This window comes from Intestinimonas sp. HCP28S3_D6, assembly GCF_052065695.1.
In the GTDB taxonomy this organism is placed as follows: domain Bacteria; phylum Bacillota; class Clostridia; order Oscillospirales; family Oscillospiraceae; genus Intestinimonas.
In genome coordinates this window covers 1-25,217 of the sequence record NZ_JBQHTM010000027.1, presented here as the reverse complement: position 1 = coordinate 25,217, position 25,217 = coordinate 1, and the positions used below count along the sequence as shown (strand labels likewise).

The window sequence follows — 25,217 nt, the reverse complement described above, 5'->3', positions numbered from 1 at the left end:
TTTATGGTTTTTCTACTGGAGCCCCTGTTCTCTGTGCGCTTTTTCGCCCATCTCGCTGACCATCCGGTAGATGTCACCTAGCTCCATAGGACGATAATAATAAAACCCTTGGATCATGTCACAACCCGTATCTAAAATCAGTTCGTTCTGCGCCTCGGTCTCTACTCCTTCTATGCATACCGTTTTGCCAAACTGGTGACATGCAAAGACGATACTGCGTATGAAGTTCAGGTTCTCTTTGGACTCCATCACTTCCGCAATCAGAGAACGATCCAGCTTGATGATGCTGGACGGATAACGGAGCAGCATGCGCAGGGAGGAATATCCGCTCCCAAAATCATCCAACGCAATATAAAGCCCCATTTTTTGTGCTTCCAGAACAAAGTGCGTTAAATTTTCCGGCTGTTCGTCCAGGAAGCTCTCGGTCAATTCAGCAATTAGATTAGAGCCGGATAAGCCGTATTTTTTTAGGGTATCTTCCATAAACGGAAGAAGCGTTGGGTCCGATAACTGCTGTAGGCTTACGTTGAAAGTCAAATAAAACACCGGATTGTATGTATGGATTCTAACGCATGTGCTGACCGCCTGCTCAAATACCCACCGGCCGACGATATGCATCAAGCTGTCCTTCTCAAGCATGGGGATAAAAATGGACGGTGATATGTCCTGGCCCTCATAAGACCAACGGAGCAAAACCTCTCCGCCGAGAGCCGAGCCGTCGCCTGCGGAGACCACGGGCTGAACGACGATACGGAAATTCTTCATGTTCTGCATAACATCCTGATTCAGGGTCAACGCCATGCTGGACATTTTTTGGGCGGAGGCAAAGTGTTCTGTTGAATCATCGACATAGGGCAGCGATGTATTTTGTTTGGCGACACGGATCAGGGTGAGAAGACAGTTGATCAAATCCTCGGAGGATAAATCACCGTTTGGGTATCGCATAACACCGAATGCGCAGGCTTTTTGGATCGTTACCCCTTTGCTGTCATAGCAGGCCCTGACGACGCTGCGGATCTGTTCGATAAGTGCTTCCGCACCGATATATGCACACACAGGGTTAACAATGGCCATACAACGGGTGCCTTCCAGACGGTAGAAGGTCATCTGCCAGGAAAAACGCTCTACCAACTCATTTGACACCTTTTGGATCAAACGATCTCCGTATGCGCGTCCCCTTGTGCCGTTGATCTCTGTCAGTCCGTTTAGACTAAATCCAATGATAAATGTGTCTTCCCCTCTCTTCTGCAGCTCATTGAGCTGCTGGATCGATGCATGCTCACGCAGAAACCCGGTTACAGGGTCTACCACAAATTTTTTGTCTTGGTGAGTGACTCTGCCGGAGAAAAAAAGGGGCTTTGCTTTCTTCTCATCCCACTTTAGGATGCCATAGCAGCGTATCCACTGGTTATTCCCATTGACGTCTCGGATACGGTAGTGCAAATCATGAACCGTCCGTTTTTCACGCAGCATTCGCGAAATATCCTGCCAATAAATATCCTGATCTTCCGGGGTGCTGATTCGTTTCCCCCAAGCAGATAAAAGTCCATATACCAAATTGCTCTGGAAGCCAAAATCGTCACGCATATTATCGGAAATATAAAATAAATCTTCTTGCATGTCGCCCAAATAAAAGTAACTGGAATCGTTATTCTCCGAAACAGACTGAATCAGCGACTCCGCATCAATTTCCACTAAGGATAAGAACGTTTGTAACGGTGTCTGTGGATTAAGAGTCTCATTTTTCGCCAGACGATTTTTGCCGGCTAAGCCGCGGCGTTCAACGCCCGGGCACTGGCCATAAATACGATAGTAGTTCCTTTTATCCTCATACATGACTTGGTCAGCGTCCGAAATCAGTTTGTCTAAGTTAAGCGGCTGCTGCTCAGACCAAACGTAACCAATGGCAATATGATGCTGATCTTCCCTGACCTTTTTTCTAAGGTCAAATACTGTGCTCTGAAATTCTTGTTCGGTATATTCCGGGCAGAGGACGATAAATTCATCCCCGCCAGTGCGGTAAATTCTGCTTGAACCGGCGACCTCTTTCAGAATTTCGTAGCAATGGCAGATGAGTTGGTCGCCAGACTTGTGTCCAAACGTATCGTTTGTCGCTTTTAAGCCGGTAATATCACAATAGATCACGCCTACGGAGTTCATTGGCAAATCTCCATATTGCTCAGTCAGAGCATGGCGATTCAGAGCCCCTGTCAGTTGGTCATGATAACTCAGATCATTCAGCCGCCGGAGCCATTCCCGGCGGCGCAAAAGCGTAGAAGTAAAATACCCGATTACATTTAAAAACGTTTCGATCATGGGAAGCATCGCGGCATCAGGATTGTCTACGCCAATAAATCCTATAATTTCCCCGTCTGAAGTAATGGGCCCAGCGGCCAAACTGCGAATTCCCTGCGGCTTCAGGATCGCGTAAGACTCCGGATACATGGTACGAATATCTTCCAGATCGGGGATGACCGTGACCTTTTGAGAAGCAAATAACGTCATCCACCACTCAATCGCTGAATAGGGAACGTTCTGCAAGAACTCTTTTTGTGGCGTAACGCCAGGTTTACACCATTCGTAAGTATTACTTGCGAAGCGCGATTCATTAAACTCAAATATATAGGTGCGGTCGCAACAAAAGGTTTCACCTATATATTGAAGCATTTTGTCAATGGATTGGTCTGCGATTGGATTGCGTTTTTCTGGGAGAGAAGAACGGTGTGCAAATCGGCGAGATGCTGCGCAGCCAGAGCGCGGCTGTTCTGATCCTCCGGATGATCGGCCAGGATCTGAAAGAGATTCTGTACCGTTTGTGCCTTGCTCTGATATACCGGCTGGTAGGCCAGCAAGGCTTCCGGCATATGAAGGAGATTTCCGCCCACGGAATTCTTCCACAGCAGGGCGTTTGATTTTGCCAAAGAAGTCGTTTGCTCTGCCTCTGCAAACCAGGCAGGGATGTTTTTCGGGACCGGAAGAATCAGCTGTTCGGTCTGATGACAGAAGTTCATAACTCGTGCGAATGAATTGATGTAGGTTTCCATCTCCTTGTTGACTGCATCCTTCATGGGAAAGGAATATAAACGCATAGTATCGCTCCTTTTATGCTTGTATGATGGTTTTCAGTTGGTTCCACAGGAGATCAAGCCTTGATATCTGTGAAAGGGCTTCGTCCGGATGATGGGCTGGGTCTGAATTTTGAAGATCTGTGAGTTGCTTCACACAGGCGGAAAATCCATCTGTGACCTCCCGGCAAAACTGGTTTACATCGCAGAGCGGTCCTGTAGACTGACCGATGTCTGAACTAAGATTTGCCACTCTGTTCTGTACTCCCACAGCAGGATTTCCATGTCCCATCATTCCACAGCGATTCCGAATGCACCGTTCCCGGTAACCCTGCAAGTGAATGGCTCGTTCAGAAAGCGCCGAATTCGAAGATATGAGCGCATCACAGTGTCCGTCTGGTTTGGACTCCTCCAGACTTGCGCTGATCCGGTCAAGTTCCTTAGAAAGATTGCGGATGCTCTTCTCCAGATTTATTATATCATATTTTCGGAATACTCCCAACAAATTTTTCGTTTTTAATATTTTTTACTTTTAATAATTTTGGGGAATAAATACTCTCTAAATACTTGGTAAGATAAAATAGACATATGTAAACCCGAAAGGATGTGTCTAGAATCGTGCCTAAAAAGTATTCTGAAGAAGAAAAACAGGAAATCATTTCTGCATATCAACTTGGGCAGCCTCTCACAGATATAAGAGTAAAATTCGGTGTTGCTCCCAGTACCATTTATCGCTGGGTCAAAGCCAAGGAAGAGTATATAGCTGAAGAAAATATGCTGCCAATGGATATCCGGAATCTTTTGTTCCAGAAAGAGCGGTTAGAGCACATTTTACAAATTATTCGTCTATCTAATCTGATAGCTGAAGTTCCGCTAAGGAGGATGCTGGATATTTTAGAGAACCTTCATGAACGGTTTGAGCAATATAATGTCCATGAGCTATGCGAGGCGTTGGGTGTTTCTCGGGGTACTTTTTATAATCACATTTTCCGAAGAGCGGATCGCACAAAGTACCAGGAAGAGCAACAGGTTCTTATGGTGCAGGTACAGCAGATCTTTAATGACAGCAAACATCGATTTGGCGCAGAAAAAATTCGTATAATCCTATCAGAAAACGGAATCCATGTCGGCAAAAAGAGAATACGGCAGATTATGCAGGAACTGGGCCTGGAGAGTGTTCGAGAAAATGCTAAAAAGGCTTATATGAAACGGCAAGAATACCATAGGCGTAATTTAGTAAATCAAGAGTTTAAAACCCAGCATCCAAACGAAATTTGGGTCAGCGATATTACATATTTTAAACTCAAAGAGCACCCGGTTTTTCTCTGTGTTATTCTTGACCTGTTTTCACGACGGGTCGTCGGATACCGGGTATCACGAAAATCCAGCACCCAATTAGTTACCTTCACATTTCGCAAAGCCTACGAGTGCCGTGGGAATCCAACAGGATTAACATTTCATAGTGATCGGGGTAGCCAATATGTTTCTGAAAGCTTTTGTGCCTTGTTAAGAAAATGTGATGTTAAGCAGTCTTTTTCAAAACCGGGCACTCCTCGCGATAACGCTGTGGCCGAAACCTTCTTTGCAACGTTCAAGAAAGAAGAAGCGTACCGCCGGGAGTATTCCTCTCTGGCTGATTTTCAAAAGAGCGTGGATGAGTACATGCGCTTTTATAATGAAGTAAGGCCTCATCAGACCCTGGCATATAAGACTCCTACCCGTTTTGAGGAGCTTTATGGAAAGAAAAAGACACAGGATATATGAAAATCCTGTGTCTAAATCCGGAACCATTACGTATATTTTGGGGTGAATTTTATCCCTTTTTCATGGGCCATTTCTTTTCGGCAAACTTAAAACCTAAGATATATCAGTGGTTTGAGGAAAAGAAGAGGGTTGTTTTTCGACTTTACAGTTCGAAAAACAACCCTGCTTCACCTAACACTGCTGTGTCGGGCCAGAAGCCCAAAGAATTGCAGGACGGACCGGTGCAAGGACGGTTCCCCCCCCCTTTTTTCTTTTGTATATAAGAATCTGGAATTTTCGTTTTGAATGTGCACTTGCAATACGCAGGTGTCATTCCATTTCTCCATGGCAAGACCCCCTGATGTCAAAACAGATGACATCAGGGGGCCCGTTTTTATCGGTTCAGTTTATTATCCGTGAGGCCTCTCTTATTTTTAACCATTCTCAGAAGAAGAATCGTAATTAGTATATGCCCATTTTTCAGCTTGCTTAATACTACTATCTCTCCACAGACAAATAATCCAATAATTGCCCGCCCTTGCTGCAGACATATACTGATAAGAATCACTCATAAGAAGGTGTTTATGGGCAGAAGAGTTCATCCATCCATCAAAAGCGGCTGTAGACGTAATATATCCGCTTGCACATACTTCTGCGGCAAGCTTGCCCTTGGGCCGATCATGGCTAAAGTTACTTACCAGCTCATAGCATCTTTGGAGTCCGTGTTCTTCTGCCGCGTCGCTCGGTACCCATGTCAGCGGTGCATGTCCCTCAGCCACACGAACTTCGTTCACCCAGTCAAGGAACTCATATTCCAGGTGCGCATTGCCGATGTCTGTATTGGTAGCGCCGGTGAAATAACCGTTGTTGGATACCACGTCAGAATTGCCATAGGTAGGATAGGCATCGCTCTTACCAATACTGGACTTCACGCCAGCCGCCGCGGTGGCACCACTGGGCAGCTTCTGACCCAGGCCGGAACCGGTAGAACCGCTGGGCTGCGTGGGCGTGGGAGTGGGATTGATAGTAGAAACGCCCTCGCCCATCAGATCAACAGCACGACACATGACGGTCGCAGCCTGAGCGCGGGTCATCACGCCATTGCCGTTGAAAGTCCCCTGACTATCAACGCCTGTAACAACGCCTTTCGCCACAACTGCCGTCACAGCGTCCCGATAATTACTGGGCACACTCGCCCAATCACTGATGCCGGACTGCACAGAAGCAGCATTGTAATTGAAGGTCACATCGCCATCCTGCTTCATAAAATTGTAGATAAGCTGAGCCATTTCATAACGGTTGATCAGCTCATTGGCAGCAGCCTTATAACTGAGATCGACCAGGGTCCCGTTGTCAAGACCGGTGACGGCCATTTCAGCCATATAAGGCTCATACCAGGGGGCATTGGGGGAACCACCCCAATAACTGAGCGTATCAGGATAGAAAGCCCGCATCAGCATGACGGACATCTCGGCATAGGTGATCTTCTTTTCAGGTGCAAACTGACCGTTGCCGATACCGTTTACCCAGCCGTTCTCTGCCGCCCGCTCCACATAGTCATAGGCCCAGTGATTGGCGGGCACGTCGGTGAAGGTGGGTCCGGCAGCCAGGGCTGGTGCGGACAGGCCCAGGCAGAGGCATAGCGACAGCGCCGTACACAGGATTCGCTTTTTCATTTCCCCTCGCTCCTCAATACTATAAATATGAATTCCGGCAGACGTCCTTCCCTGGGCGGGGCAGTCCCCCGCCCAGGGTGTCCGCCGGAAACATAAAAGCGGTGTCGAGTTATGTACTCAACACCGCCTTGATTCCTCAATGCGAAGCACAAGGCAATCAAACCTATCCCTCCGCCTTGAAAAAGTACGGTGAAATAGGTATAATAACCCCGTGGTGCAACGTATGTTGCTGTGCTGAGTGGGCCATTCACTCGCATAGGGCCGTGGGGTGTTGGCGCACCCTGCGGCCTGCCCGCAATTATGTTTCCGTTCTCATTGTACCTGTTCCGGCCTGGAATTTCAAGAACCCGCCAGAAAGAATTTCACGAGAAATATACTTTATAAATTGAAAGTGCACCCTCAAAACGGGTATTTCCCTGTTTTGAAAGTGCATTTTCAACTTTTATACCTCGATCATGGGCTCCATACAGTCCCCGCATAGGATGTTGACTTTTTTGGTGGCCCGGACGCTCTGGCCGCACTTGGGGCAAATCAGCTTGCGTGTGCTGCTGGGCCGCTTGCCGCCTGGGGTGATTCCCGCCCCTGGCTGGGCCGTGCCTCCTGTCCCTGTGCGGATCATGGGCGGCAGGCTGGACCGCCCGATCTGAATTTCGTTCCACCCTTTTGATAGTGCATATTCAACAAGGTTGTCCCCTGGTGTGGTATTCCATCCGTATTGCCCACAGGGCACACAGGTTAGGCCGTGGGCCTCGGCTATGGCTTTAAATCTGCCGTTGTGGTATTTCCCGCCCCGGCTCACCTCCTTAATTCCGTGCTCCCGGCAATAGAGGTGCACCATTTCGTGGAGCATGGTGTCCAAGGTCTCCTCAATCGGGTAATTCAGCACTTCAGCGGCGATGTTCAACTCATACGTGCTGCCGTCCTTGCGCTGCCACACCTTGGCCGTGGTACAGTGTCCGTAGGTCCCCGGCTTGCTCTGCACGGTGATAATCGGCGTGGGCAGCTCCCCGGAAAAGAAGTCTGTATTGAGGCTGTTATAGATGTGCTCCAACTGGCTGACGGCCCGGCTCATTTTGGTGGTCTGTTTCATGGTGTGCGCCTCCCATAGTCAAAAGATGGTGGTAACAGAGCTCGCTCGCGAGCTTGTGTCCCCACCGATGCGCCCCCGTCCCGCCCTGTCAAGGCTGACCCCTTATGGGGTCACTCGCACAAAAAATCTCCAGTCCGAAAAAGACTGGAGATTTTTTGCGGCCTTGACGGGGCGGAAAGGGGGGGCTATTTGCCCGGTTGAGAGGCAGATGATTTAAAGATACCGGATTATATTATGCTTTTTTGATATTTTATAATCGTTAAAATACATGAAATATCAGCTGTATAACGCCATAAAATAATTTATTTTGCATAAACATGGGTCTAAATACAGCGAAAAAATGCTATTTATACTATTTATAGCAAAATATTACATTCGCCGACCGCATATAATAACTTTGGGGGAAGAATATATTTCAATAAAAGTTGCAATAATTAGTGTATTTTTTAAAAAATAGCGACTTTTTAAGCGAAAAAATGTTGACAAAGGCATTTGGACATAGTATAGTATTATCGTGGTTCAGGAGGAGGCACCTGATCCACCCGGTGGCCGTCTGGTCACGTGACATAAGGTTTTTATACGACATACATAACCATTGATAGACACATGTTGGACCTGTAAAGGGGGTCATCATGTCTGTCAGCGGATATGTATGTCGTTTTTTTGTCTCCAAATGTATGTCGTATTTTTCGCCTTGGAAAGGAGGTGATGTAAGGCGGGGCTGGAGCCGCGTAGAGTTCCCCAGCAGTCAACCTGACAGGCTGATTTGTCAAGGGCACCCGGTTTGGGTGACAGAGTACCGTCCATAATATTTTATTTAAATGAAAGGATGCTCTAATATGAAGATCATCGGTTACAAGCGCAATAATTTTACCACCAAAGAGGGTACTGTCATCAACGGCATCAATATCTACCTGACCTATCCCGTAACGGGGACGGATGCTGAGGGTATGGTTGCTGAGCGTATCTATATGTCTGATGGTAAGCTCGCAAAATGCGGCTACAAGCCCCGGGTAGGGGATGAAGTGACGTTGGTGTACAATCGCTACGGCAAGCCGGAGACTATCGCTAAGACTTGATCCTATTCTAAGTATGAGGACGCCCCTCCTCCATATGGGGGAGGGGCGTCCTACTTGATAAATCAACAGATTGACATCACCTATCAGGCAAAAGAAATGGATAGAAGGTGGTCGAAGCTGTGGAGAATCCCACGGTATACACCAATGCCAGGGTCAAAGAGTATCCCCATTGCCTGGTGAAACAGGTCGCCACAGGCGCTATTTTCCCAATGACACCAGGAAAGTCCAAACCGCGTCCGTATGCGGTTTCTCCACCGGGGCAGGCCAAAGATCAGGAGCGGTCAATGGAAATGAGCCGGCGTCGTGCAAAGGCCAGGGTAAGAGATTTGGCGCTCTGCAATGAGTTTGACTATTTTTTTACCTGGACCATCGACCCAGAGCTATTAGACCGTTACGATGCCAAGGCCATTTACCGCAAGCTGAGAATTTTTCTCGCAAATGCGGTTAGACGCAAGGGACTGGCCTATCTCGTTGTGCCGGAGTACCACGCCCAGAAGGACGGAGAGGACAAGCCCGCCATCCATCTTCACGGCCTATGCAATCTGGGCAGCGTAAGGATTGAGCGGGCCAAAGGTAAGAATGGCCGCCATCTGACCGATAAGGAGGGCCGCCCGGTCTACAATATGTTGGACTGGAAATACGGCTTTTCCACCTGTGTCCCTTTGGACGGAAACGATGAGCGCACCGCAAATTATATTGCCAAGTACATCACCAAAAGCGACAGCGGTAAAATCTTTGGAAAGTACTATCTGCACAGCAGAGGGCTTATCAAAGGCCCTGAAATCATCCCTCTTGACCCGGAAAATTACGATGAATTTCGGGATGCGGAAAAGTTGAACGTGCACATTCAAACTGAATTTGAGATTCACGATGGCCTTCGGGTACTCTCAGAGGAGTTCCCAAAGCGTTAATCGTTCTGATAAGGAAGGAGTTTTAACCATGATTATGGACAAAAACTCGGGCCATAATCTGGCCCGGAAAACGGAGCTGCGCCGGACGATCAGGCGCATTGGTCGCGGTGCGAATAAGGTCAAGACAGACGCCGGAAAACGGGGCGGTCTGCTGCTGGTGTATCTTAGTACATGTATGTGGTGGACTTGTCATGGACTGGCGGACGGTCTGCTGATGGGCGGACTTCTGGGGCGGCTGTATTGTATTGCAACTGGCCTTGCTGCTGTGGCGCTTGCTATGGGCTTCACCACAGCCCTCTTCTGGGCTTGGGGAGGCCCATGGCAAGCCCGCCGCATAGAAGAAAATCTGGCCCGGATTGGGTTTGCAAATTCCAATGGAGAAATCCCAGAGCTGCTGTCCAAGACCAAGGACAAAGACAATCGAAAGATAGCGGTTTTGGAATTTGAGACCTGTGGTATCCCTGTCGGCGTCTGGCTTGACTGGAAGGAGAAAATCCAATCGGCTCTGGACGTAACCATACTGGATGTGCAGTATGGCAAGGACAACCAACACATTAAAGTAACTGTTGCACCCCCGGCAAGCACCCTGCCTGCCATGATCGTGTGGACCCCGGCACATCTGCCTTTGGAGCAGTATGTTCTGGCCCTTGGAGAAGATTGTGCCGGACGGCAAGTTACCTGGGATCTGCGTCAGGGCCACGCAATCCTGGCAGGCATGACCGGCTCCGGCAAGTCGGTAGCTCTGCGCTGTCTCCTGCACCAGTGCCGCGCCTGGGGCGTGGAGCCTATCATTGTAGACCTCAAAGGAGCCGTGGGCTTCAGCCGCTGGGCCAAGAAATGCCGCGTCATCACCAGCGTTGAGGATTTGCTGCCCGTGCTGGAAGAGCTTTCCGAAGAAATAGCCCAGCGTGAAAAACAGTTGTCTGACAGCCATTATCAGGATATCGACGAGTACAACAAAAAGCCCAGGGCACACCGAATGAATCATATCGTTTTGGCCGTGGACGAAGCTGCGGAACTGTTTGATAAGGTCGGGGCCAGCAAGTCCCAAAAAGCAATGGTAGAACAGGCCGAGCGCCACATTGCCTCGATTGCCCGTAAGGGTCGGACTGCTGGTGTCCATCTCCTGCTCAGCACCCAGAGGCCCGATGCGAATACCCTGCCGCCTCAGGTGAAGGCAAATGTATCTATGGCCTGCTGCGGAATGGCCAATAAGGTACTTAGCGAAATTGTCCTGGATTCCACCGCCGCCGCTGATCTGATTCCACGCGGAGCACGGGGACGGTTTGTGATCAACCAGGGTGCGGATACCTATACGGTTTTCCAGGCGTACTATTTTGATGAGTGGAGGCTTGCGTATGATTAGAAAATTGGACCAGCCCCCTAAGGACTTTGCCGATCTTCCGCTTGTCCTTTCCATTTCCCAGGTTGCGCAAGTCCTTAATTTGGGTCGGGATACCACCTATGGCCTCATCCGTTCCGGCCATATCAGGAGTGTCCGCGTAGGACGCCAGTATCGGGTTCCTAAGACGGCAGTAGCGGAATATCTGTCCGCTTAATACCCGCAAATAGATCGGAAATAATTGACCGTCTGCCACACGAGCAGTACAATATCATTGTGCGCTTATGTGGCAGAGAAATAGGAGGTATCAATATCATTATGCCACGTAAGAACGAGACAGGCCGTGCCGCCAACGGCAGCGGCTCGATCAGAAAAAGAACTGTCACAAAGAATGGAAAGTCCTATACCTATTGGGAGGCCCGCGTCACGGTGGGGCATGACCCCATTACCGGCAGGCAGGTTCAGCGTTCTATCACAGGTAAGACGCAGAAAGAGGTCGCGCAGAAGATGCGGGAGATGGCTGTTGAGGTGGACCAGGGAACTTATCAGGCTCCGTCCAAAATGACCCTGGGGGAATGGCTGGATATTTGGCTGAAGGATTACCTGGGCAGCGTAAAGCCCAGGACATTAGAATCTTATCAATGCCAGATTAAGAATCATATTCGCCCCCAGCTCGGTCCTATCAAGCTGGACACATTGACCACCCACACAATCCAGCACTTTTACAACAGCTTGACTGATAGTGGTCTGTCTCCCAAGACGGTAAAGATCGTTCACGGTGTCCTCCATAAGGCGCTCCAGCAGGCCGTCGCGATCTCTTATTTGCGCTTCAATCCGTCGGACGCTTGTATCTTGCCCAGGGTTGAGCGCAAAGAGTTGAAGCCGCTGGATGACGATGCCATCCACCAATTCATGGATGCCGTCAAGGGACACTCTCACGAATTTCTGTTTCTGGTCACCTTGTTCACAGGAATGCGCCAGGGTGAAGTGCTGGGCCTTGAATGGCAGGACGTGGACTTTGAGCATGGGACTGTGTTAATCCGCCGACAGCTCCAAAAGCTCAAAGACAAAAAGGGGAAATATCGCTATCAATTCACCTCTGTGAAAAACAGCAAGTGGCGGAAAATAGCTCCGGCCCCCTTCGTGATGCACTGGCTCAAACGGCAGCGTGCCAAACAGGCTGAGTGGCGGCTGCTTGCAGGATCGGCATGGGAGGATACGGGTCTGGTGTTTACCAACGAACTGGGCGGCCACCTGATGCCTCACACCATCTATCACAATTTCAAGCGGATCGTGACCGACATGGGGCTCCCCGCCACCCGCTTCCATGATTTGCGCCATAGTTACGCAGTGGCCGCCATCAAGAGCGGAGACGACATCAAGACGGTACAGGGGAATCTGGGCCACTCCACGGCTTCTTTTACGCTGGATGTGTACGGCCATGTAACGGATCAGATGCGGCAGGAGAGTGCTCAGCGCATGGAACAGTACATCAAAAACGTCTCTGGACAATAAGGGAAAAATAAGGGTAACTGGAATAAAAAAAGTCCCGTAACCCTCATGGTTACGGGACTTTTTTGGTCCGAGTGACTGGATTCGAACCAGCGGCCTCTTGAACCCCATTCAAGCGCGATACCAAACTTCGCCACACCCGGTTGTCAGCCCTGAACCCGGGCGACTCGTATATATTAGCATGCTTTCCCCAGAAATGCAAGTCTTTTTTTCAAATTTCTCAAAAAATTTTTCCAGGCCCCGAAACACCGGAAAATGTGCTCCGGGGCCTGTTCCATTTTCTGCTTTGTTTTTAAGGGGTTACAGCATGTCGTAGGCCGCTAACCTCCCGATCAGGTGCTCCACGAACCGCTCCCGGTCCACCCGGTTGACCAGGAGAGCATTGCTGCCCGCAGGCGACTTCGCATCACTGTAGGCGTCGGTCACCGTCTTGCCGCGGGTATGCTTCCCCTGGCACTCCACTCCCATCCAGCAGGACACCCCACCGAACAGCTCCGGCTCCAGGGCGTACATCATGGCGCAGGGGTCGTGCATAGGGGCACCGGGCACCAGGAACTTCTGGTGCCACTCCACTCCATAACCCATGGTTTTGGCCGCGAAGACGGCCTGTGGCGTCCCCAGGGCCTCCAGCCGGTCGATCTCCTCCTGGGTAAAATAGGCCTTGTGGGTCACGTCCAGGGCGCACACCACCAGCGGGATACCGGAGCGGAAGACCATGTCCGCCGCCTCCGGATCGGCATAGATATTATACTCTGCCGCCGGGGTGGTGTTACCGAAGTCGGTGGCGCCCCCCATGAGGACGATGCGCTTGATGTGGGCCGGAAGCTCCGGGTATTTGGTTAGAGCGATGCCCAGGTTGGTCAGCGGGCCGGTGGCCACGATCTCCAGCTCCCCTCCATAGGACAGGGCCTTTTGCCAGATCACATCCCAGGCGGCCTCCTCCCCCAGGGGGAAGGCGGGCTCCGGCGCCGGGATGCCCAGCAGGCCGTCGGCCCCGTGGACCTCGTCCGCCGTTACCTGTTCCCCGAACATGGGGCTGGCAGCGCCGGCATAGACGGGCACCTCCACCCCGGCCAGGGTGAGGACCCGGCGGGCGTTGAGGCTGGTCTTATCAAGGCCCACGTTGCCGGCCACCGCCGTCACCGCCGCCAGCTCCAGCTCCGGTGCCCGTGCGGCCAGCAGCAGCGCCACAGCGTCGTCAATGCCGGGATCACAGTCTACGATTACCGGCTGTCTCTTTTTATCCATCCTTGTTCCCCCCATCAGCCGTAAGAGGCGGCGGCCTTGGTCAACAGGCCCACGAACCCCTCCCGGTCCAGGTCCAGGATGACCCGGGCGTTGGGGGCATAGTCAGAAAGATGATACCGGTCGCCGATGGTGGCGCCCCGGCAGTAGGTACCCTGGGTCTCCACCGCCACATACATCTCCTCCATATGGAAGAGCTCCGGCGCGATGAGGGCGGCCAGCGCCACCGCGTCGTGGACGGGGGCGCCGGCGTAGCCCAGCTTCCGGTGGAAGCCGTAGAAGAACTCCAGCCAGTCGGCCACCACCGAGGCTACCGGATTGCCCAGGGCCCGGATGGTCTCAAAGTCCTCCGGGAAGACCAGGGCCTTTTCGGTCACGTCCAGACCGGCCATGGTAATGGGTACACCGGAGCGGAACACCAGGTCGGCGGCCTCCGGGTCCACCAGAATGTTGAACTCCGCCGCCGGGGTCCAGTTCCCATGGGTGACGCCGCCGCCCATCATGGAGATGCCGGCGATCTTCCCCTTCAGGTCGGGCCGGGTGAGGAGGAGGCTGGCCACATTGGTGAGGGGGCCGGTGGGCACCAGGGTCACCGGCTCCGGGCTCTCCTCCAGCACCTTAGCCATGAGGGCACAGGCGGGCAGGTTCACCGGAAAGACCGCCGGCTCCGGCAGAGCGGGACCGTCCAGGCCGGACTCGCCGTGGACGCTGGGGGCGGCCATATGTTCAGCGATCAGAGGGCCGGTGCGGCCCTTGGCCAGGGGAGCATCGATCCCCAGCAGGGTCATAACCCGCTGGGCATTATAGGTGGTTTTCTCAATGGTCTGGTTGCCGCAGACCGAGGTGACGCCCCGGATCTCCAGCAGGGGCGAGGACTGGGCCAGCATCCAGGCCATGGCGTCGTCATGGCCCGGGTCGCCGTCCAGCAGGATGGGGATGGGCTTGGTCAAGTCGGGTCCTCCTTTTTCTCCTACGAGCTCACAGCTGACCGCTGAGAGCCTGGTCAAAGTGCTCATTGATCTGCTGGGTAAAGGCCTGGGCCGCATTGTAGCCCATCTTCTTGTGGCGGTTGTTCATGGCCGCCACCTCCACGATGATGGCCAGGTTCCGGCCCGGCTTCACCGGCACAGTGAGGGCTGGGACCTTCACATCCAGGATCACCGTATAGAGCTGCTCCAGACCCAGGCGGTCATACATGGTCTCGTCGTTCCACTGCTCCAGGTTGACCACCAGATCGATGTCCTGGTCCTCACGGACGGCAGACATACCAAAGAGCTGCTGCACGTCCACCACGCCGATGCCGCGCAGCTCGATATAGTGGCGGATGAGCTCGGGGGCAGAGCCCACCAGGCGCTTGACGCCCACCCGTTTGATCTCCACGGCGTCGTCGGCCACCAGCCGGTGGCCGCGCTTCACCAGCTCAATGGCCGTCTCGCTCTTGCCAACACCGGACTCGCCCAGCAGCAGCACACCCTCACCGTAGACCTCCACCAGCACGCCGTGACGGGTGATCCGAGGCGCCAGATAGTTGCGCAGGGCCAGGATCAGCGCCCCCATGAAGGCGGTGGTGGTCTCCTGGGTGCGGAGAATGGTGCGGTCGTATTTCTCCGCCATCTCCATGAGCTCCGGGAAGGGTTCCATACCCCGGGTGATGACCAAGGCGGGGATGTCGTGGGCCAGGAAGGCGTCAAAGCGCTTGCGGCGCTCCTCCGAGCTGATCTGCTCCAGATAAGTGCTCTCCACCCGGCCCAGCAGCTGCATCCGCTTGGCGTCAAAATAGTCGAAAAAGCCTACCAGCTGTAGGCCTGGACGGTTTACGTCCTCCCGCTGTATGAGCACATCCTGGTAGTTCTCCGCCCCACGGAGGACTTCCAGCTCAAATTCCTCGATGAGCTTGCCCAGCTTGACGGAATAACGGTTCTCCACATCCACCACTCCTTATCCAGTGCCGTTTGCGCCCTGCTTTGGGGCGCTTTTTCCACCTTAGTATAACCGACTTCCCCTTGTTTCGCAACGGCTATTCCGCTTCCGGGGAAATTTGCGGAGAAAATCGAAATTAGCACTTGCATTTTCCCAAAATATCTGCTATCATATCATTCGATGCTTTGTTATGAGCGAAACTTTGACCAGCGAGGAGGTTGAAGGAATCATGGCCAAATGCGAGTTTTGCGATAAGGGCGTTGTGTTCGGCATCCAGGTGTCCCATTCTCACCGCCGTTCCAATCGTCCTTGGAAGCCCAATGTGAAGCGCGTCAAGGCGATCGTCGACGGCAGCCCGAAGCACGTGTACGTCTGCACCCGCTGCCTCCGTTCGGGTAAGGTCACCCGCGCTGTGTGACAATTGGATAAAAAATTCCGCACGATGTCGTGCGGAATTTTTTTATCTCTTCCCCGCAACACATCAAAAGGCCCTCCGGCATTAAACGGGTGCTCATAAGAAAGTAATTCAAGAAATTACGATTATGGCATCTGTCAGACGGGGTTGGAAAAGCAAGAGAAGCATTCCGAAAAAGAATGCTTCTCTTGCTTTTATAATACCTTTTTGGATGTATATTGTAGTTTCTCTATGTCGTATACACTTACTGACACACACTCAAACAGATCTGGATTGAAAATCGCAAGATTATATCCACCCGGATTAGTTGTACTATTGTATTCAATCCCATCATATTCTTGTTTGTCGTTGTGTTCGATACTCTTGATAAAGTCAACAATGTATTGTGTGGGAACATAGTCTAATGTGCTGTCGCTTCTGCGCAACGATTTGCTCATTTCGGTGTTTAATTTTTCAAGATATTGCTTGTTGATTGCGTGGTCAAGATATTCGAGTCCTTCAACAAATGGGCTGATCTCCGCTATGGCTCGAAGATCCACCACCGTAATATCTTGCTTTAATCGGAATGTACCAACACATACAAAATCAAAAACACCGGCACGCACTTCATGCAAAGTGGTGTCAACATCGCTTGCCACATAAAGGCAAGTGATTCCTCTGGCGTTAGCCCTACCTTCCGAACTTTTACCGGCAGGAGGTGCCGACATCTCATCTATCGGATATCCATTTCGTTCGGAAATTCTCGCACGATAAAATAAATCTCCTGCCCTATAAGTTTTACGGATAAACGAACAATACTTTTCCAGAATACCAAAGTTGATCAGCTTTGAATGATATCTGTTTTTTGTTTTAATTTCCGCCACGAAAGAATCCCAATCATTGTTCTTTAGCAAAGCATGATCCTTTAGATATGCACTATCATACAACTCTGGAATACCAACAGTTCCATCAAAAAGTTCGGGGACATTTGCGTAGAATTCACTACAAACCGACTTTAATATCTCATAAATTTGAGTTCTTGGAATCTCTGAAAAAATATTCCATCGGTCTTTCAGATCATCAATTAAGGATCTGGTTTCGGCTCTGGGATAGGTATCTGGAAGCATGGTAGAAGGAGTGTAAATGTTTAACAACTCTTCAAAATAAGGAGTTAATTCACTTTGCATGCTTGTGTCATACAAGTGCCCCTCTCTATGATGGCACACAGGACATTCTCCTACATTTGATGCAGATATAGCGCAAATAATTGATGCAATTTCTTTGTCATTAAAACAATGCTCACAAAAAATCATTTTGCTACCCCATCCAAATATTTGCTCATCAGTTCAAGATGGTGCATAATCGAGTACTTCTTTACGACACCTAATCCGGGATAGGTCTTGTTGTGATAAGCTGCTTCAAACTCCCGGATACCTACAGTATCCAATTTCATGGTTTTATTCCACTCAACTAATTTTTCAACAGCTTCCGCAAATTTTCTTGCCGGGTCAGAAATATCGTCATTAGAATCAGAAACAAAGTGCGCAATTCTCAAAATGTTCTTCTCATCAAAGTACACAATGTGAATTGCCACTGCGTACGGAGCAAAGCCTGTCTCACTATATTCCTCTCCCACAACAGAATAATCAGAGAAGCCTTTATATCCATCGTCTGCGTAGTACAAGTGGTCAGACGAGAAGAATTCAGTCTCTATATCTGAGTAATCAATGTTTCTCGTTTGTTTTGGAAAATGATCTTCACACATAACACGGTTAGGGCGAATTCTTCTTCTAAAATCACCTTTGTCGGGGATCACATTATACAAAGGGATGTTATCCCCGATTACTTCTTCGTAGTTGCCCACATATTCCGGATTGTTGCAAAGCAAAAGAAGGGAATCGATTGAGATTCCATTTTTTGCAGCAAGTTCAATGCCAGCAGATAACCTTGGTGTCACATAAAAAGAAGAAATAACATTCGCATCTTTAAGCTGCTCGCTGGCTTGCTCACGAATTTTAGCGTTACTTTCCTTTTTCGAATCCTTAACCCAAGAACCTACTTGCGGATTACGAATGATAGCAATGGACTTACCAGCTTTTATAAAAGAATCCACAGTTTTTGTGTAGGTTGATGATACTTTTACTGGTTCTACAATAGGAATTATTTTGTTGCTAAGAAGGCTTTTGTTAACACACTCACGGAGAGCCAAAAGCTCAAATTGACGACCTCGCAAAATTGGGAAATACATAATATCCTCCTATGTACTTAAAAAGCGACATAATTTTGCGTAGTCACTTTTCTTGTAATTTGAAAAATAAATTAAGAACTTCAATTCATACGGTATTTTTGAGTATTCGACAACATCAATTTTTGCTCTTAATTTCAAGGTTTGGACAAACATTTGATAGGCTACATCTGTTGGCAATGACTCGAACATTGCTTGACACGCTCTATAATACTCAAATTGCGATACATCCGGCAACGAACCGAAATGTTTAAGTAAGATTTGCTCATACTCATTTTTGCGCAAGATCTTAAACATAATTGGTTTTGAAAGCATCTCGCTATATTCAATTGGTTCCTTGCGTACACTCAATGTTCCTTTTTTTGTCAATAAACAGATTCCTGTTGGAGAATTTTGTAGCCGCTGCTGTACATCATCAAAGTTCTTTTCTGATGTAACAACAACTACTCTTGAAAAAGCTTTATAATAATCTTCAATTTGACCGTCAAGGCGATCAAAATTATCCAATGCCGTTTTGATCTCGTATACAACAGCTCTTCCGTTTATCAAAATGAAGTCAGCTTTGGAATTCCCAACCGGAACCTCAGTTAATGCCGTCGTAGTGCGTGGACTATGGACGCCAAGTAATAGTTTGTTGAGTAGAGTGTTTTTATAATAATATTCATTTTGGTATTCTTTTTTTAGGTGTTGGTAAATTTCGCTAATACATTCTTCGTTGGTCTTTCCAGTAGGATCAACGATATATCTGCGTATTGCTGCTATATAAGCGGGGCTTTCCCCATCATCAATTACTTGCTTAAAGGTGTTTCGAGTAAAGAAACGATTAAGCAATATTGAATTAGCATTGTCCACTCAAAACACCACCTTTCTGCAAATAAAATTATTGTCTTGTTGGCTTTACTGCATTTGATGGGATCAACCAAATCCGGCTTACTTGTATTGCTCCTTGAATTCGATTTGTTTTGCAAAGAATTTGAACTTGCCGTTCAGTGATTTTCCATTTTGCGGCAGTTTCTTTTACAGTCATATAGTTTTCCATTGCGCACCTCGCAAATACAATACACCATAATATATTATATTCGTTCAAACGAAATTTGTCAAGGTTTTCCGAAAAATAATACCTGTGTTTTCTTTTTCGTGAGGACTATGGCATCTGTCAGACGGGGTAAGTAAACGAGATAACGGGTATTCGGTATAAAAGCCGAGTACCCGTTTTTTTGTCCGTAATGGAAAGCAATAGATTTATTCACAGGTTTCGAGTATAATGAAGCTATAATCATCCTATCCCATCCATTCCGAGATTTTTTCAAAAAATTTTGGAAACATTGGAACAATCCAGCCGTTCTCATGCCATATATAGTAGAGGGCTATTTCAAAACGATTGGAGGTGACGCTTATGGAGAAGCGGAAAAGCCCGAAAGGATTTATTGTCGTGCTGCCCGGTGAGATCATCGAGATACCGCAGGACAGCGATAAATCATGGCTGACCCTGTTTTATAGTCTGCCGAGGGAGCTTGCAGAAAAGTGGAAACCCGCCTACGATCTGCCCCGTTGCCCCTATGAGGTGCTACGGACGGACAAGTATGACCACATCGTATGTGATGATATGTTCAAGCTGCTTGTGTGGGACTGCTGCGCATGGAGCGCATGGCAGTTTTTCCAAGTGAAAGATCGCAAGGGTAATTATCGTGATATTCCCGGTACATGGACGCAGTACGCAGGATATTTTCCTTTGTGGCGTTTGTCATATAGCATTATCCCTTACATCCGCATGAAGTTTGAGCAGAATGGGCTTGGATTCCAAAATCTTTACAACATCCCGCAGGGCGTGGAAGTGCCGTGGCTGACCTATCAGCAATTCAGCAATCTGATCGGCAATGTCACCGACATGGTGATTGCGGAGCAGGAATGGCAGCCGATGATCGATGCCATCTGGGAAAATCGCACCGTGGAGGACTATGAAACCACCAGCAGCACCGTCAAGACCGATTTCATGCGGAAGTGGCATCACAACCGTTCCGGCAAGCCGATTTCTCTGGATGAAATGATGGAGAATGAGGACGGCGATATTTTCGATGTAGCAGACCCCCGCAGCGATTTTGAGAACTCGGTCATTTCCGAAATGCAGATCGCTACCTTTGCAGAAAGCACCATCACAGAGAAAGACCGAGAGATATTGAAGCTGCGTATGGAGGGCTACACCGAGCAGGAGATCGCAGACAAGGTTGGCTATAAAACCGCCAGTGCAGTCCATAAGCGAATCGCCAAGATCGCAGACGCTTATGAGGATTATGTGACAGCGGAATATCAGAAGTATTTGGACAAGTAAACAGAGACAGAAGCGGCAGCAGTTACCGACATGGTGACTGCTGCTTTTTCATGCAGGAAAGGAGTTTTTTATGAGCAGAGAGCCGTTTGAAACCATGCCCGATGTGATGGACGCAAAGCAACTTGCACAGGCGTTGCAGATTTCCAAAGCGGGCGCATACAACCTTTTGAATGACCCGGATTTTCCGACCTTGCGGATTGGCGGACGCAAATTGGTTATGAAAAATGAGCTTGTGGAATGGCTGAAAAGCCGCACAAACAGGAAAGCGTGAAAACACGGTCAAGAGCCGGTAAAGTGGCAAATCAGCCGATAGCGAGAACCGGGACACACTCCGCATCGTTTGGAGCATTTCTATTGGAAAATCGCTTCACTTTTCCAATTCAAGAGCCGAGAAAAATTTGTAAAAAACAGGAGGTTTTATGAGAACAGGACTTACTAAGAGAGAAAAGACAACTGCCATCTATTTTGACGAGTATGGCAGCATGATCGAGGTGCAGACCCATAATACCGATCTCAAAAAGCGGCTGTCGGCATTTGCGGCGAAGTACCCGGAGTGCTGCCGACAGATTGACGATGATGAACAAGGCGGGCTGATCTTTGAGATTGAAAAAGGCAGACTGAGCTTCCGGCTAACTGCGCCGTACAGCGAGGAGCGGAAACAGGCAGCGAGTGAGTGGGCGAAAAAGAATGGACTAAAATTTTGAGAAAGTCTTCAGTATGCCACACTGTTGTCGTGATGATATGATATAATCTGTTTATTCACACGGCAGGAGGACGGTATATGAAAACATTTCTTGCCCCGAACGGGGAGTATATCACTATCCCGGATGGAAGAGTGACAACATTCGGACTCAGCAAAGAACAGAATGAATTGGTCAAAAACGCTTTGCCAGCAAAGGGGTACGAACTGCTTGACACCGATGCTCCAACCGATCTGATTGCCATTTCTGCGGCGGCGCTCATTATCAATGCAGCTGCCTTGGATTCAGACAGCAAAGAAATGATTATTGATTATTACACGGAGATCGGTGGCTGTACCGATGAAACCGTATTCTGGCTTGGCTATCCCAAGCCTCCAAGGCATTTGCGGGCAAAGTTCAAGTGTTATGAAAATTTTGAAGAACTTGCCACTAATCTGCAATATCACCTTTTATCGGCACACAGCAAATCTAAAAAAGCGAAAGATTTCAGTAAGAAAATGGCGGACTGCTTGATGATTTTATCCCTGATTCGTTCTCATCCCGGTATCAAGACACAGGAGCTTGTTAATAAGTTGGAGATGCCGACGAGGACGATTCAACGGTATATTTCCGCCTTACAGGCAGCAGGCGAATGGATTGAGTATGATACTTACAAAAGAGGGTGGCGGCTTCAATATGGTATTTCCGTTTTGTTCGGAGATCATCTAAAAGATGAATAGTACAGGAGCCAAAATGTGAACGCAGCCGTTTATATGGGAAAGGAGGAATTGCTGAATGAATTTTGATGCGCTGTTTATAAAATGGAAAAGCAAGTATGACTTTAATGCGTTTATTCGGGATGGAATTGTTGATTCTGAACACTACGATAGCCCGCATATTCTATTTGTTCTTCGAGATATGAACTGCCAATCCGAGCGGGATTTGTGCGCCGACCTGCGTAAGGACGGAAGTGGGTGGAAAACTTGGAACAACATCGGCAGGTGGACAAAGGCTCTGCTGGACGGTAGCGAAGAGTATCCACAGGATATGTCCGCTGAAAAGCGGGTCGCACAGCTAAAACGTATTGCTGTTATGAATTTGAAAAAAGAGGGCGGCGTCAGCCGAACCGCTGGGAATGAGCTTCTGGATGCAGTGCAAACACAGCATGACATGATTTACGAAGAAATCTGCTTGTGTGATCCGAGCATTATTATTTGTTGTGGTTTAACTTCTTCTGGGATTACAGGAAATGCAACCTTACTCAAAGATTATGTGTTGCCTGTTTCTGCGGAATGGGTATCATTCCGGTCAAAGACTTTTGATCGGAATTGGTGGTATTACTTTACCGAGATCAAAGGAAAGCAAATCCCTGTCATCAGCTTTTGCCATCCGCAGGTCACAAATCTTGACGGTTTCAGAGGGCATGAGAAACTATTTATTCCGCTGTACCGAGATATGCTTTATATAAGGGAACTGTTTTTGAAAACCGCAACGGGAGGGGGTTGATATGTTGATGGATTTTGAATACATGTTTAGCGGCTTATCTGCTTTCGAAGTCGAGTATAAGCTCCGGCAGATTATTGATAACGCCCTATATGAAAAATATGGTGAAAAGCCTGATGAACTGATTAAGAAGCGGATCATCGACGAATGGGCGGCTATGGAGCGCAGCGATACGGTGCTTGATGTTGCCGCTTTATACGAGCTGGTTATCTGGCTCAAAAAGAACAATCATCCATATTGGATGCCTGGATGTGCCGGCTCCAGCTTTATCCTCTATCTTTTGGGAATCACCTTTGGCAATCCGCTTCCACCCCACTACCATTGTCCTGTGTGTCATTCTATTCAGTGGGAAACAGACTATCTTGACGGTTTTGATTTGCCGAAAAAGAAAACCTGCGAACAGGACCAAGCCACTCTTATTCCGGATGGGCACAATGTTCCGTGGCAGACTCTATGGGGATATGGAGAGCATATTCCAGTATTTGATATTGACTTGCCGAAAAATTTGCGCGATGATTTTCTTGTTATATTGAAAAATCACTGGCTGCGAAAAAAAGAATCAGATGCTTCCGTTTCACTGAAAATGAATTCTGAAAAACTCAGTGCATCCCTTTCTAATATCAGCTTTGCGTTTCGCTTGGAGTGCTCGTCTATTCATAAAACTTTTCATAGCAAAACAGTGGATTCATCGTGCGTCAATATATCGTTGAGCGCATGGCAAACGCTTTTGGATTACTATGATGGTTATAATGAGCAGAGTATTCTTGGCACGAACACTTTTGCTGACTTGATTTCATTTTCAGGAATTATTCACGCAACCGGGGCATGGGACGATGAGGCAGTTTTTATGAATCGCTACCTCGATTATGCTCCGTCGGAACTGATTGCTTTTCGTGATGATATATTCCACTATCTCATAGTACATGGTTTCTTGGAAAAGGACGCATGGCGAGGAATGAATTACGTTCGCAAAGGATTGGACTTGCCTGTTATCACGGAAGAAATGAAGCATTCCCGTGACAAATGGGTGTTGGATCGTTGTAAAAGAATAGAGTATCTGTTTCCGAAAGCACATGCCGTAGAAAACATCATGTTCCGTTTGAAAGCAGCAATACTGCCGGAGAATACACAGCGAGTCTCAACAGGGTATGCTGTAATTGACGATACTCTGGATGGCATAGATCGGTCTGATGTAATTATTTTAGGCGCAAGAGTCGCTATGGGAAAGACCACCTTTGCCTTGGATGTTGCATATGCCCTCGCCACTACTGCCTATAAAAAAGTTGCGATATTTACGCCGACAGATAATGTGAGGAATATATTGGAGGGACTCAAACGCCGGGCGGATACAGATTGCCCTGAAAACATATCATTATGGACAGGAGATACTTTATGTACCAAGTCATTAAGAAATAAGCTGAATGCCAATGATGTTGATTTTCTGATAATAGACTGTCTGCAATCTTTTGAGCCAGTGGGAACTAAAAATGTAGAACAAGTTGAAACCACTATGCAAGAACTCAAACAACTGGCAAAAGACAAGAATGTACCGATGCTGGTACTTACACAATTATCAAGAAAAGTTGAACGCCGAAAAGAACATATTCCTCTTGTTAAAGATATTCCGCATTTCAAAAGCGTCGTCCCCTTTGCTGATAGTATTCTTCTGTTGTACCGCGAAGCGTACTATGATCCTAATGCTGACAGGAGCATAGCGTGGTGCTTTATAGAGAAAAATGCCCGTGGGGGATTGGGAGCAATGCCGTTGATATGGAATGATGAAAAAATTGGATTTGAGAATCCTGCACCTTCATGTTATGCGGAGTAAAATCCCTTGGTAACAAGGGCGCACTTCTATACAGGGGCAAGCCCTGTATGTGCGCTCTGCGAGGCAGACAGCCCGGACACTTGAAAGTCCGGGCTGTTTTGCGTCACTTCGTTCCGTACAAGGGGCTGCACCCCTTGCGCTGCTTACGCAGCTATCCCGGCGCACTTTGCAACGAGAACAATCTGCTGACGCAGACAGTCCCCGCCGCAAAGTCTGAAAATCCCATACCGTCAGCCAGACCGTCTACTGAAAATGTAGGCGGTCTCTTTTTATCGGTCGATTGTAAAATGAAGTTGGACACCTAAGAAAAAATCCATAGTGATTTTCCCCACATGGTAGAATGAAGTTTGCACACAACTTCTTCCAAGGGAGGGCAATCACTATGGACTGCCAAGATTATATCACAGAATCGGTAGAACGCAAGAAGGGACAGCACCTACAGCGAGAGGAACGAGGCGCAATCCAGCATCTCAAGAACGCAGGCTACACGAACAGAGCCATTGCCAGAGCGATCGGATGTTCACCAACCACCGTTGGGAACGAGCTAATGCGCGGCACACCGCCCCGAAAGAGCAGCAAGGGCAGGAAGCCCGGATACTCGGCAAGACGCGGAGAAGCGGCCTACAAAGCGAACAGAAAGCGTTCTCGGAAACCA

Annotated in this window: 25 protein-coding genes and 1 tRNA gene; 14 read left to right on the top strand and 12 right to left on the bottom strand. The window is 48.7% G+C overall.

The window, feature by feature from the left end:
- Positions 1 to 12: 12 nt before the first annotated feature.
- A complete protein-coding gene (locus ACTNBK_RS10210; protein ID WP_441145801.1) occupies positions 13 to 2,667 on the bottom strand; it encodes an EAL domain-containing protein in 2,655 nt (884 codons plus the stop codon).
- Positions 2,652 to 3,089 (bottom strand): hypothetical protein, encoded by a 438-nt coding sequence (locus ACTNBK_RS10205; protein WP_441145800.1) that lies wholly within the window; start codon positions 3,087 to 3,089, stop codon positions 2,652 to 2,654. Before ACTNBK_RS10205 ends, ACTNBK_RS10210 begins: the two co-directional genes overlap by 16 nt.
- A 594-nt stretch (positions 3,090 to 3,683) precedes the next feature.
- Between ACTNBK_RS10205 and ACTNBK_RS10200 the strand changes: the two genes are divergently transcribed.
- A complete protein-coding gene (locus ACTNBK_RS10200; protein ID WP_441145798.1) occupies positions 3,684 to 4,829 on the top strand; it encodes an IS3 family transposase in 1,146 nt (381 codons plus the stop codon).
- Positions 4,830 to 5,242: 413 nt separating this feature from the next.
- Here ACTNBK_RS10200 and ACTNBK_RS10195 read toward each other — a convergent pair whose 3' ends face one another.
- Both ACTNBK_RS10195 and ACTNBK_RS10190 read right to left on the bottom strand, forming a co-directional pair.
- The gene (locus tag ACTNBK_RS10195; RefSeq protein ID WP_441145796.1) at positions 5,243 to 6,484 is read right to left on the bottom strand and encodes an S-layer homology domain-containing protein; all 1,242 of its coding nucleotides are present in this window, start codon (positions 6,482 to 6,484) and stop codon (positions 5,243 to 5,245) included.
- A gap of 442 nt (positions 6,485 to 6,926) precedes the next feature.
- Positions 6,927 to 7,574, bottom strand: a complete 648-nt coding sequence (locus ACTNBK_RS10190; protein WP_441145795.1) for a SprT-like domain-containing protein — start codon at positions 7,572 to 7,574, stop codon at positions 6,927 to 6,929.
- An 839-nt stretch (positions 7,575 to 8,413) separates the two neighbouring features.
- Here ACTNBK_RS10190 and ACTNBK_RS10185 point away from each other — a divergent pair.
- The 5 genes from ACTNBK_RS10185 to ACTNBK_RS10165 all read left to right on the top strand — a co-directional run bounded on the left by ACTNBK_RS10185 (position 8,414) and on the right by ACTNBK_RS10165 (position 12,421).
- Positions 8,414 to 8,653 carry a hypothetical protein gene (locus tag ACTNBK_RS10185; protein ID WP_441145793.1) on the top strand — a complete coding sequence of 80 codons (240 nt, stop codon included), beginning with the start codon at positions 8,414 to 8,416 and terminating at the stop codon, positions 8,651 to 8,653.
- A 119-nt stretch (positions 8,654 to 8,772) separates the two neighbouring features.
- A complete protein-coding gene (locus ACTNBK_RS10180) occupies positions 8,773 to 9,564 on the top strand; it encodes a rolling circle replication-associated protein (protein ID WP_441145791.1) in 792 nt (263 codons plus the stop codon).
- Positions 9,565 to 9,592: 28 nt separating this feature from the next.
- Complete coding sequence (locus tag ACTNBK_RS10175; protein WP_441145789.1) at positions 9,593 to 10,930, top strand: FtsK/SpoIIIE domain-containing protein; 1,338 nt, start codon at positions 9,593 to 9,595, stop codon at positions 10,928 to 10,930.
- Positions 10,905 to 11,123 carry a helix-turn-helix domain-containing protein gene (locus ACTNBK_RS10170; protein WP_441145787.1) on the top strand — a complete coding sequence of 73 codons (219 nt, stop codon included), beginning with the start codon at positions 10,905 to 10,907 and terminating at the stop codon, positions 11,121 to 11,123. Before ACTNBK_RS10175 ends, ACTNBK_RS10170 begins: the two co-directional genes overlap by 26 nt.
- Before the next feature lie 101 nt (positions 11,124 to 11,224).
- Positions 11,225 to 12,421 carry a tyrosine-type recombinase/integrase gene (locus tag ACTNBK_RS10165; protein WP_441145785.1) on the top strand — a complete coding sequence of 399 codons (1,197 nt, stop codon included), beginning with the start codon at positions 11,225 to 11,227 and terminating at the stop codon, positions 12,419 to 12,421.
- Positions 12,422 to 12,484: 63 nt separating this feature from the next.
- On the opposite strand, the gene ACTNBK_RS10160 is transcribed toward ACTNBK_RS10165, so the two are convergent.
- The 4 genes from ACTNBK_RS10160 to hprK all read right to left on the bottom strand — a co-directional run bounded on the left by ACTNBK_RS10160 (position 12,485) and on the right by hprK (position 15,589).
- Positions 12,485 to 12,561 (bottom strand) — tRNA-Pro (locus tag ACTNBK_RS10160).
- Between the two features lie 157 nt (positions 12,562 to 12,718).
- The gene (locus ACTNBK_RS10155) at positions 12,719 to 13,666 is read right to left on the bottom strand and encodes a nucleoside hydrolase (protein ID WP_441145783.1); all 948 of its coding nucleotides are present in this window, start codon (positions 13,664 to 13,666) and stop codon (positions 12,719 to 12,721) included.
- Positions 13,667 to 13,680: 14 nt separating this feature from the next.
- Positions 13,681 to 14,613, bottom strand: a complete 933-nt coding sequence (locus ACTNBK_RS10150) for a nucleoside hydrolase (protein WP_441145781.1) — start codon at positions 14,611 to 14,613, stop codon at positions 13,681 to 13,683.
- A gap of 28 nt (positions 14,614 to 14,641) precedes the next feature.
- Positions 14,642 to 15,589, bottom strand: a complete 948-nt coding sequence (hprK, locus tag ACTNBK_RS10145) for an HPr(Ser) kinase/phosphatase (RefSeq protein ID WP_441145779.1) — start codon at positions 15,587 to 15,589, stop codon at positions 14,642 to 14,644.
- A gap of 223 nt (positions 15,590 to 15,812) precedes the next feature.
- On the opposite strand from hprK, the gene rpmB reads away from it, so the two are divergent.
- Entirely contained in the window at positions 15,813 to 16,001 is a 189-nt protein-coding gene (gene rpmB, locus ACTNBK_RS10140; RefSeq protein ID WP_294510716.1) for a 50S ribosomal protein L28, read from the top strand.
- Positions 16,002 to 16,192: 191 nt separating this feature from the next.
- Here rpmB and ACTNBK_RS10135 read toward each other — a convergent pair whose 3' ends face one another.
- From ACTNBK_RS10135 to ACTNBK_RS10120, 4 genes are read right to left on the bottom strand one after another with little or no spacing between them, the layout of a single operon-like run.
- A complete protein-coding gene (locus ACTNBK_RS10135; RefSeq protein ID WP_441145777.1) occupies positions 16,193 to 17,290 on the bottom strand; it encodes an RES family NAD+ phosphorylase in 1,098 nt (365 codons plus the stop codon).
- A complete protein-coding gene (locus ACTNBK_RS10130) occupies positions 17,287 to 18,225 on the bottom strand; it encodes a sce7725 family protein (protein WP_441145776.1) in 939 nt (312 codons plus the stop codon). The genes ACTNBK_RS10135 and ACTNBK_RS10130 overlap by 4 nt, the downstream gene beginning before the upstream one ends.
- 9 nt (positions 18,226 to 18,234) lie before the next feature.
- Positions 18,235 to 19,074 carry a sce7726 family protein gene (locus tag ACTNBK_RS10125; RefSeq protein WP_441145774.1) on the bottom strand — a complete coding sequence of 280 codons (840 nt, stop codon included), beginning with the start codon at positions 19,072 to 19,074 and terminating at the stop codon, positions 18,235 to 18,237.
- A gap of 28 nt (positions 19,075 to 19,102) precedes the next feature.
- Positions 19,103 to 19,261 carry a DNA-binding protein gene (locus ACTNBK_RS10120; protein WP_441145772.1) on the bottom strand — a complete coding sequence of 53 codons (159 nt, stop codon included), beginning with the start codon at positions 19,259 to 19,261 and terminating at the stop codon, positions 19,103 to 19,105.
- A gap of 357 nt (positions 19,262 to 19,618) precedes the next feature.
- On the opposite strand from ACTNBK_RS10120, the gene ACTNBK_RS10115 reads away from it, so the two are divergent.
- The 7 genes from ACTNBK_RS10115 to ACTNBK_RS10085 all read left to right on the top strand — a co-directional run.
- Complete coding sequence (locus tag ACTNBK_RS10115; protein WP_441145771.1) at positions 19,619 to 20,551, top strand: RNA polymerase sigma factor; 933 nt, start codon at positions 19,619 to 19,621, stop codon at positions 20,549 to 20,551.
- A gap of 70 nt (positions 20,552 to 20,621) precedes the next feature.
- Positions 20,622 to 20,822 (top strand): helix-turn-helix domain-containing protein, encoded by a 201-nt coding sequence (locus tag ACTNBK_RS10110; RefSeq protein WP_337555947.1) that lies wholly within the window; start codon positions 20,622 to 20,624, stop codon positions 20,820 to 20,822.
- 148 nt (positions 20,823 to 20,970) lie between these two features.
- A complete protein-coding gene (locus ACTNBK_RS10105; protein ID WP_441145769.1) occupies positions 20,971 to 21,255 on the top strand; it encodes a hypothetical protein in 285 nt (94 codons plus the stop codon).
- Between the two features lie 77 nt (positions 21,256 to 21,332).
- A complete protein-coding gene (locus ACTNBK_RS10100; protein WP_441145767.1) occupies positions 21,333 to 21,971 on the top strand; it encodes an HTH domain-containing protein in 639 nt (212 codons plus the stop codon).
- A 55-nt stretch (positions 21,972 to 22,026) separates the two neighbouring features.
- On the top strand, positions 22,027 to 22,737 hold the full coding sequence (locus ACTNBK_RS10095; RefSeq protein WP_441145766.1) for a hypothetical protein: 711 nt from the start codon (positions 22,027 to 22,029) through the stop codon (positions 22,735 to 22,737).
- Position 22,738: 1 nt separating this feature from the next.
- Positions 22,739 to 24,562: a DnaB-like helicase C-terminal domain-containing protein gene (locus tag ACTNBK_RS10090; protein ID WP_441145764.1), complete on the top strand. Its 1,824-nt coding sequence runs from the start codon at positions 22,739 to 22,741 to the stop codon at positions 24,560 to 24,562.
- Positions 24,563 to 24,902: 340 nt separating this feature from the next.
- Positions 24,903 to 25,217: helix-turn-helix domain-containing protein (locus ACTNBK_RS10085; protein WP_441145762.1), on the top strand; the 315-nt coding region annotated here is incomplete at its 3' end.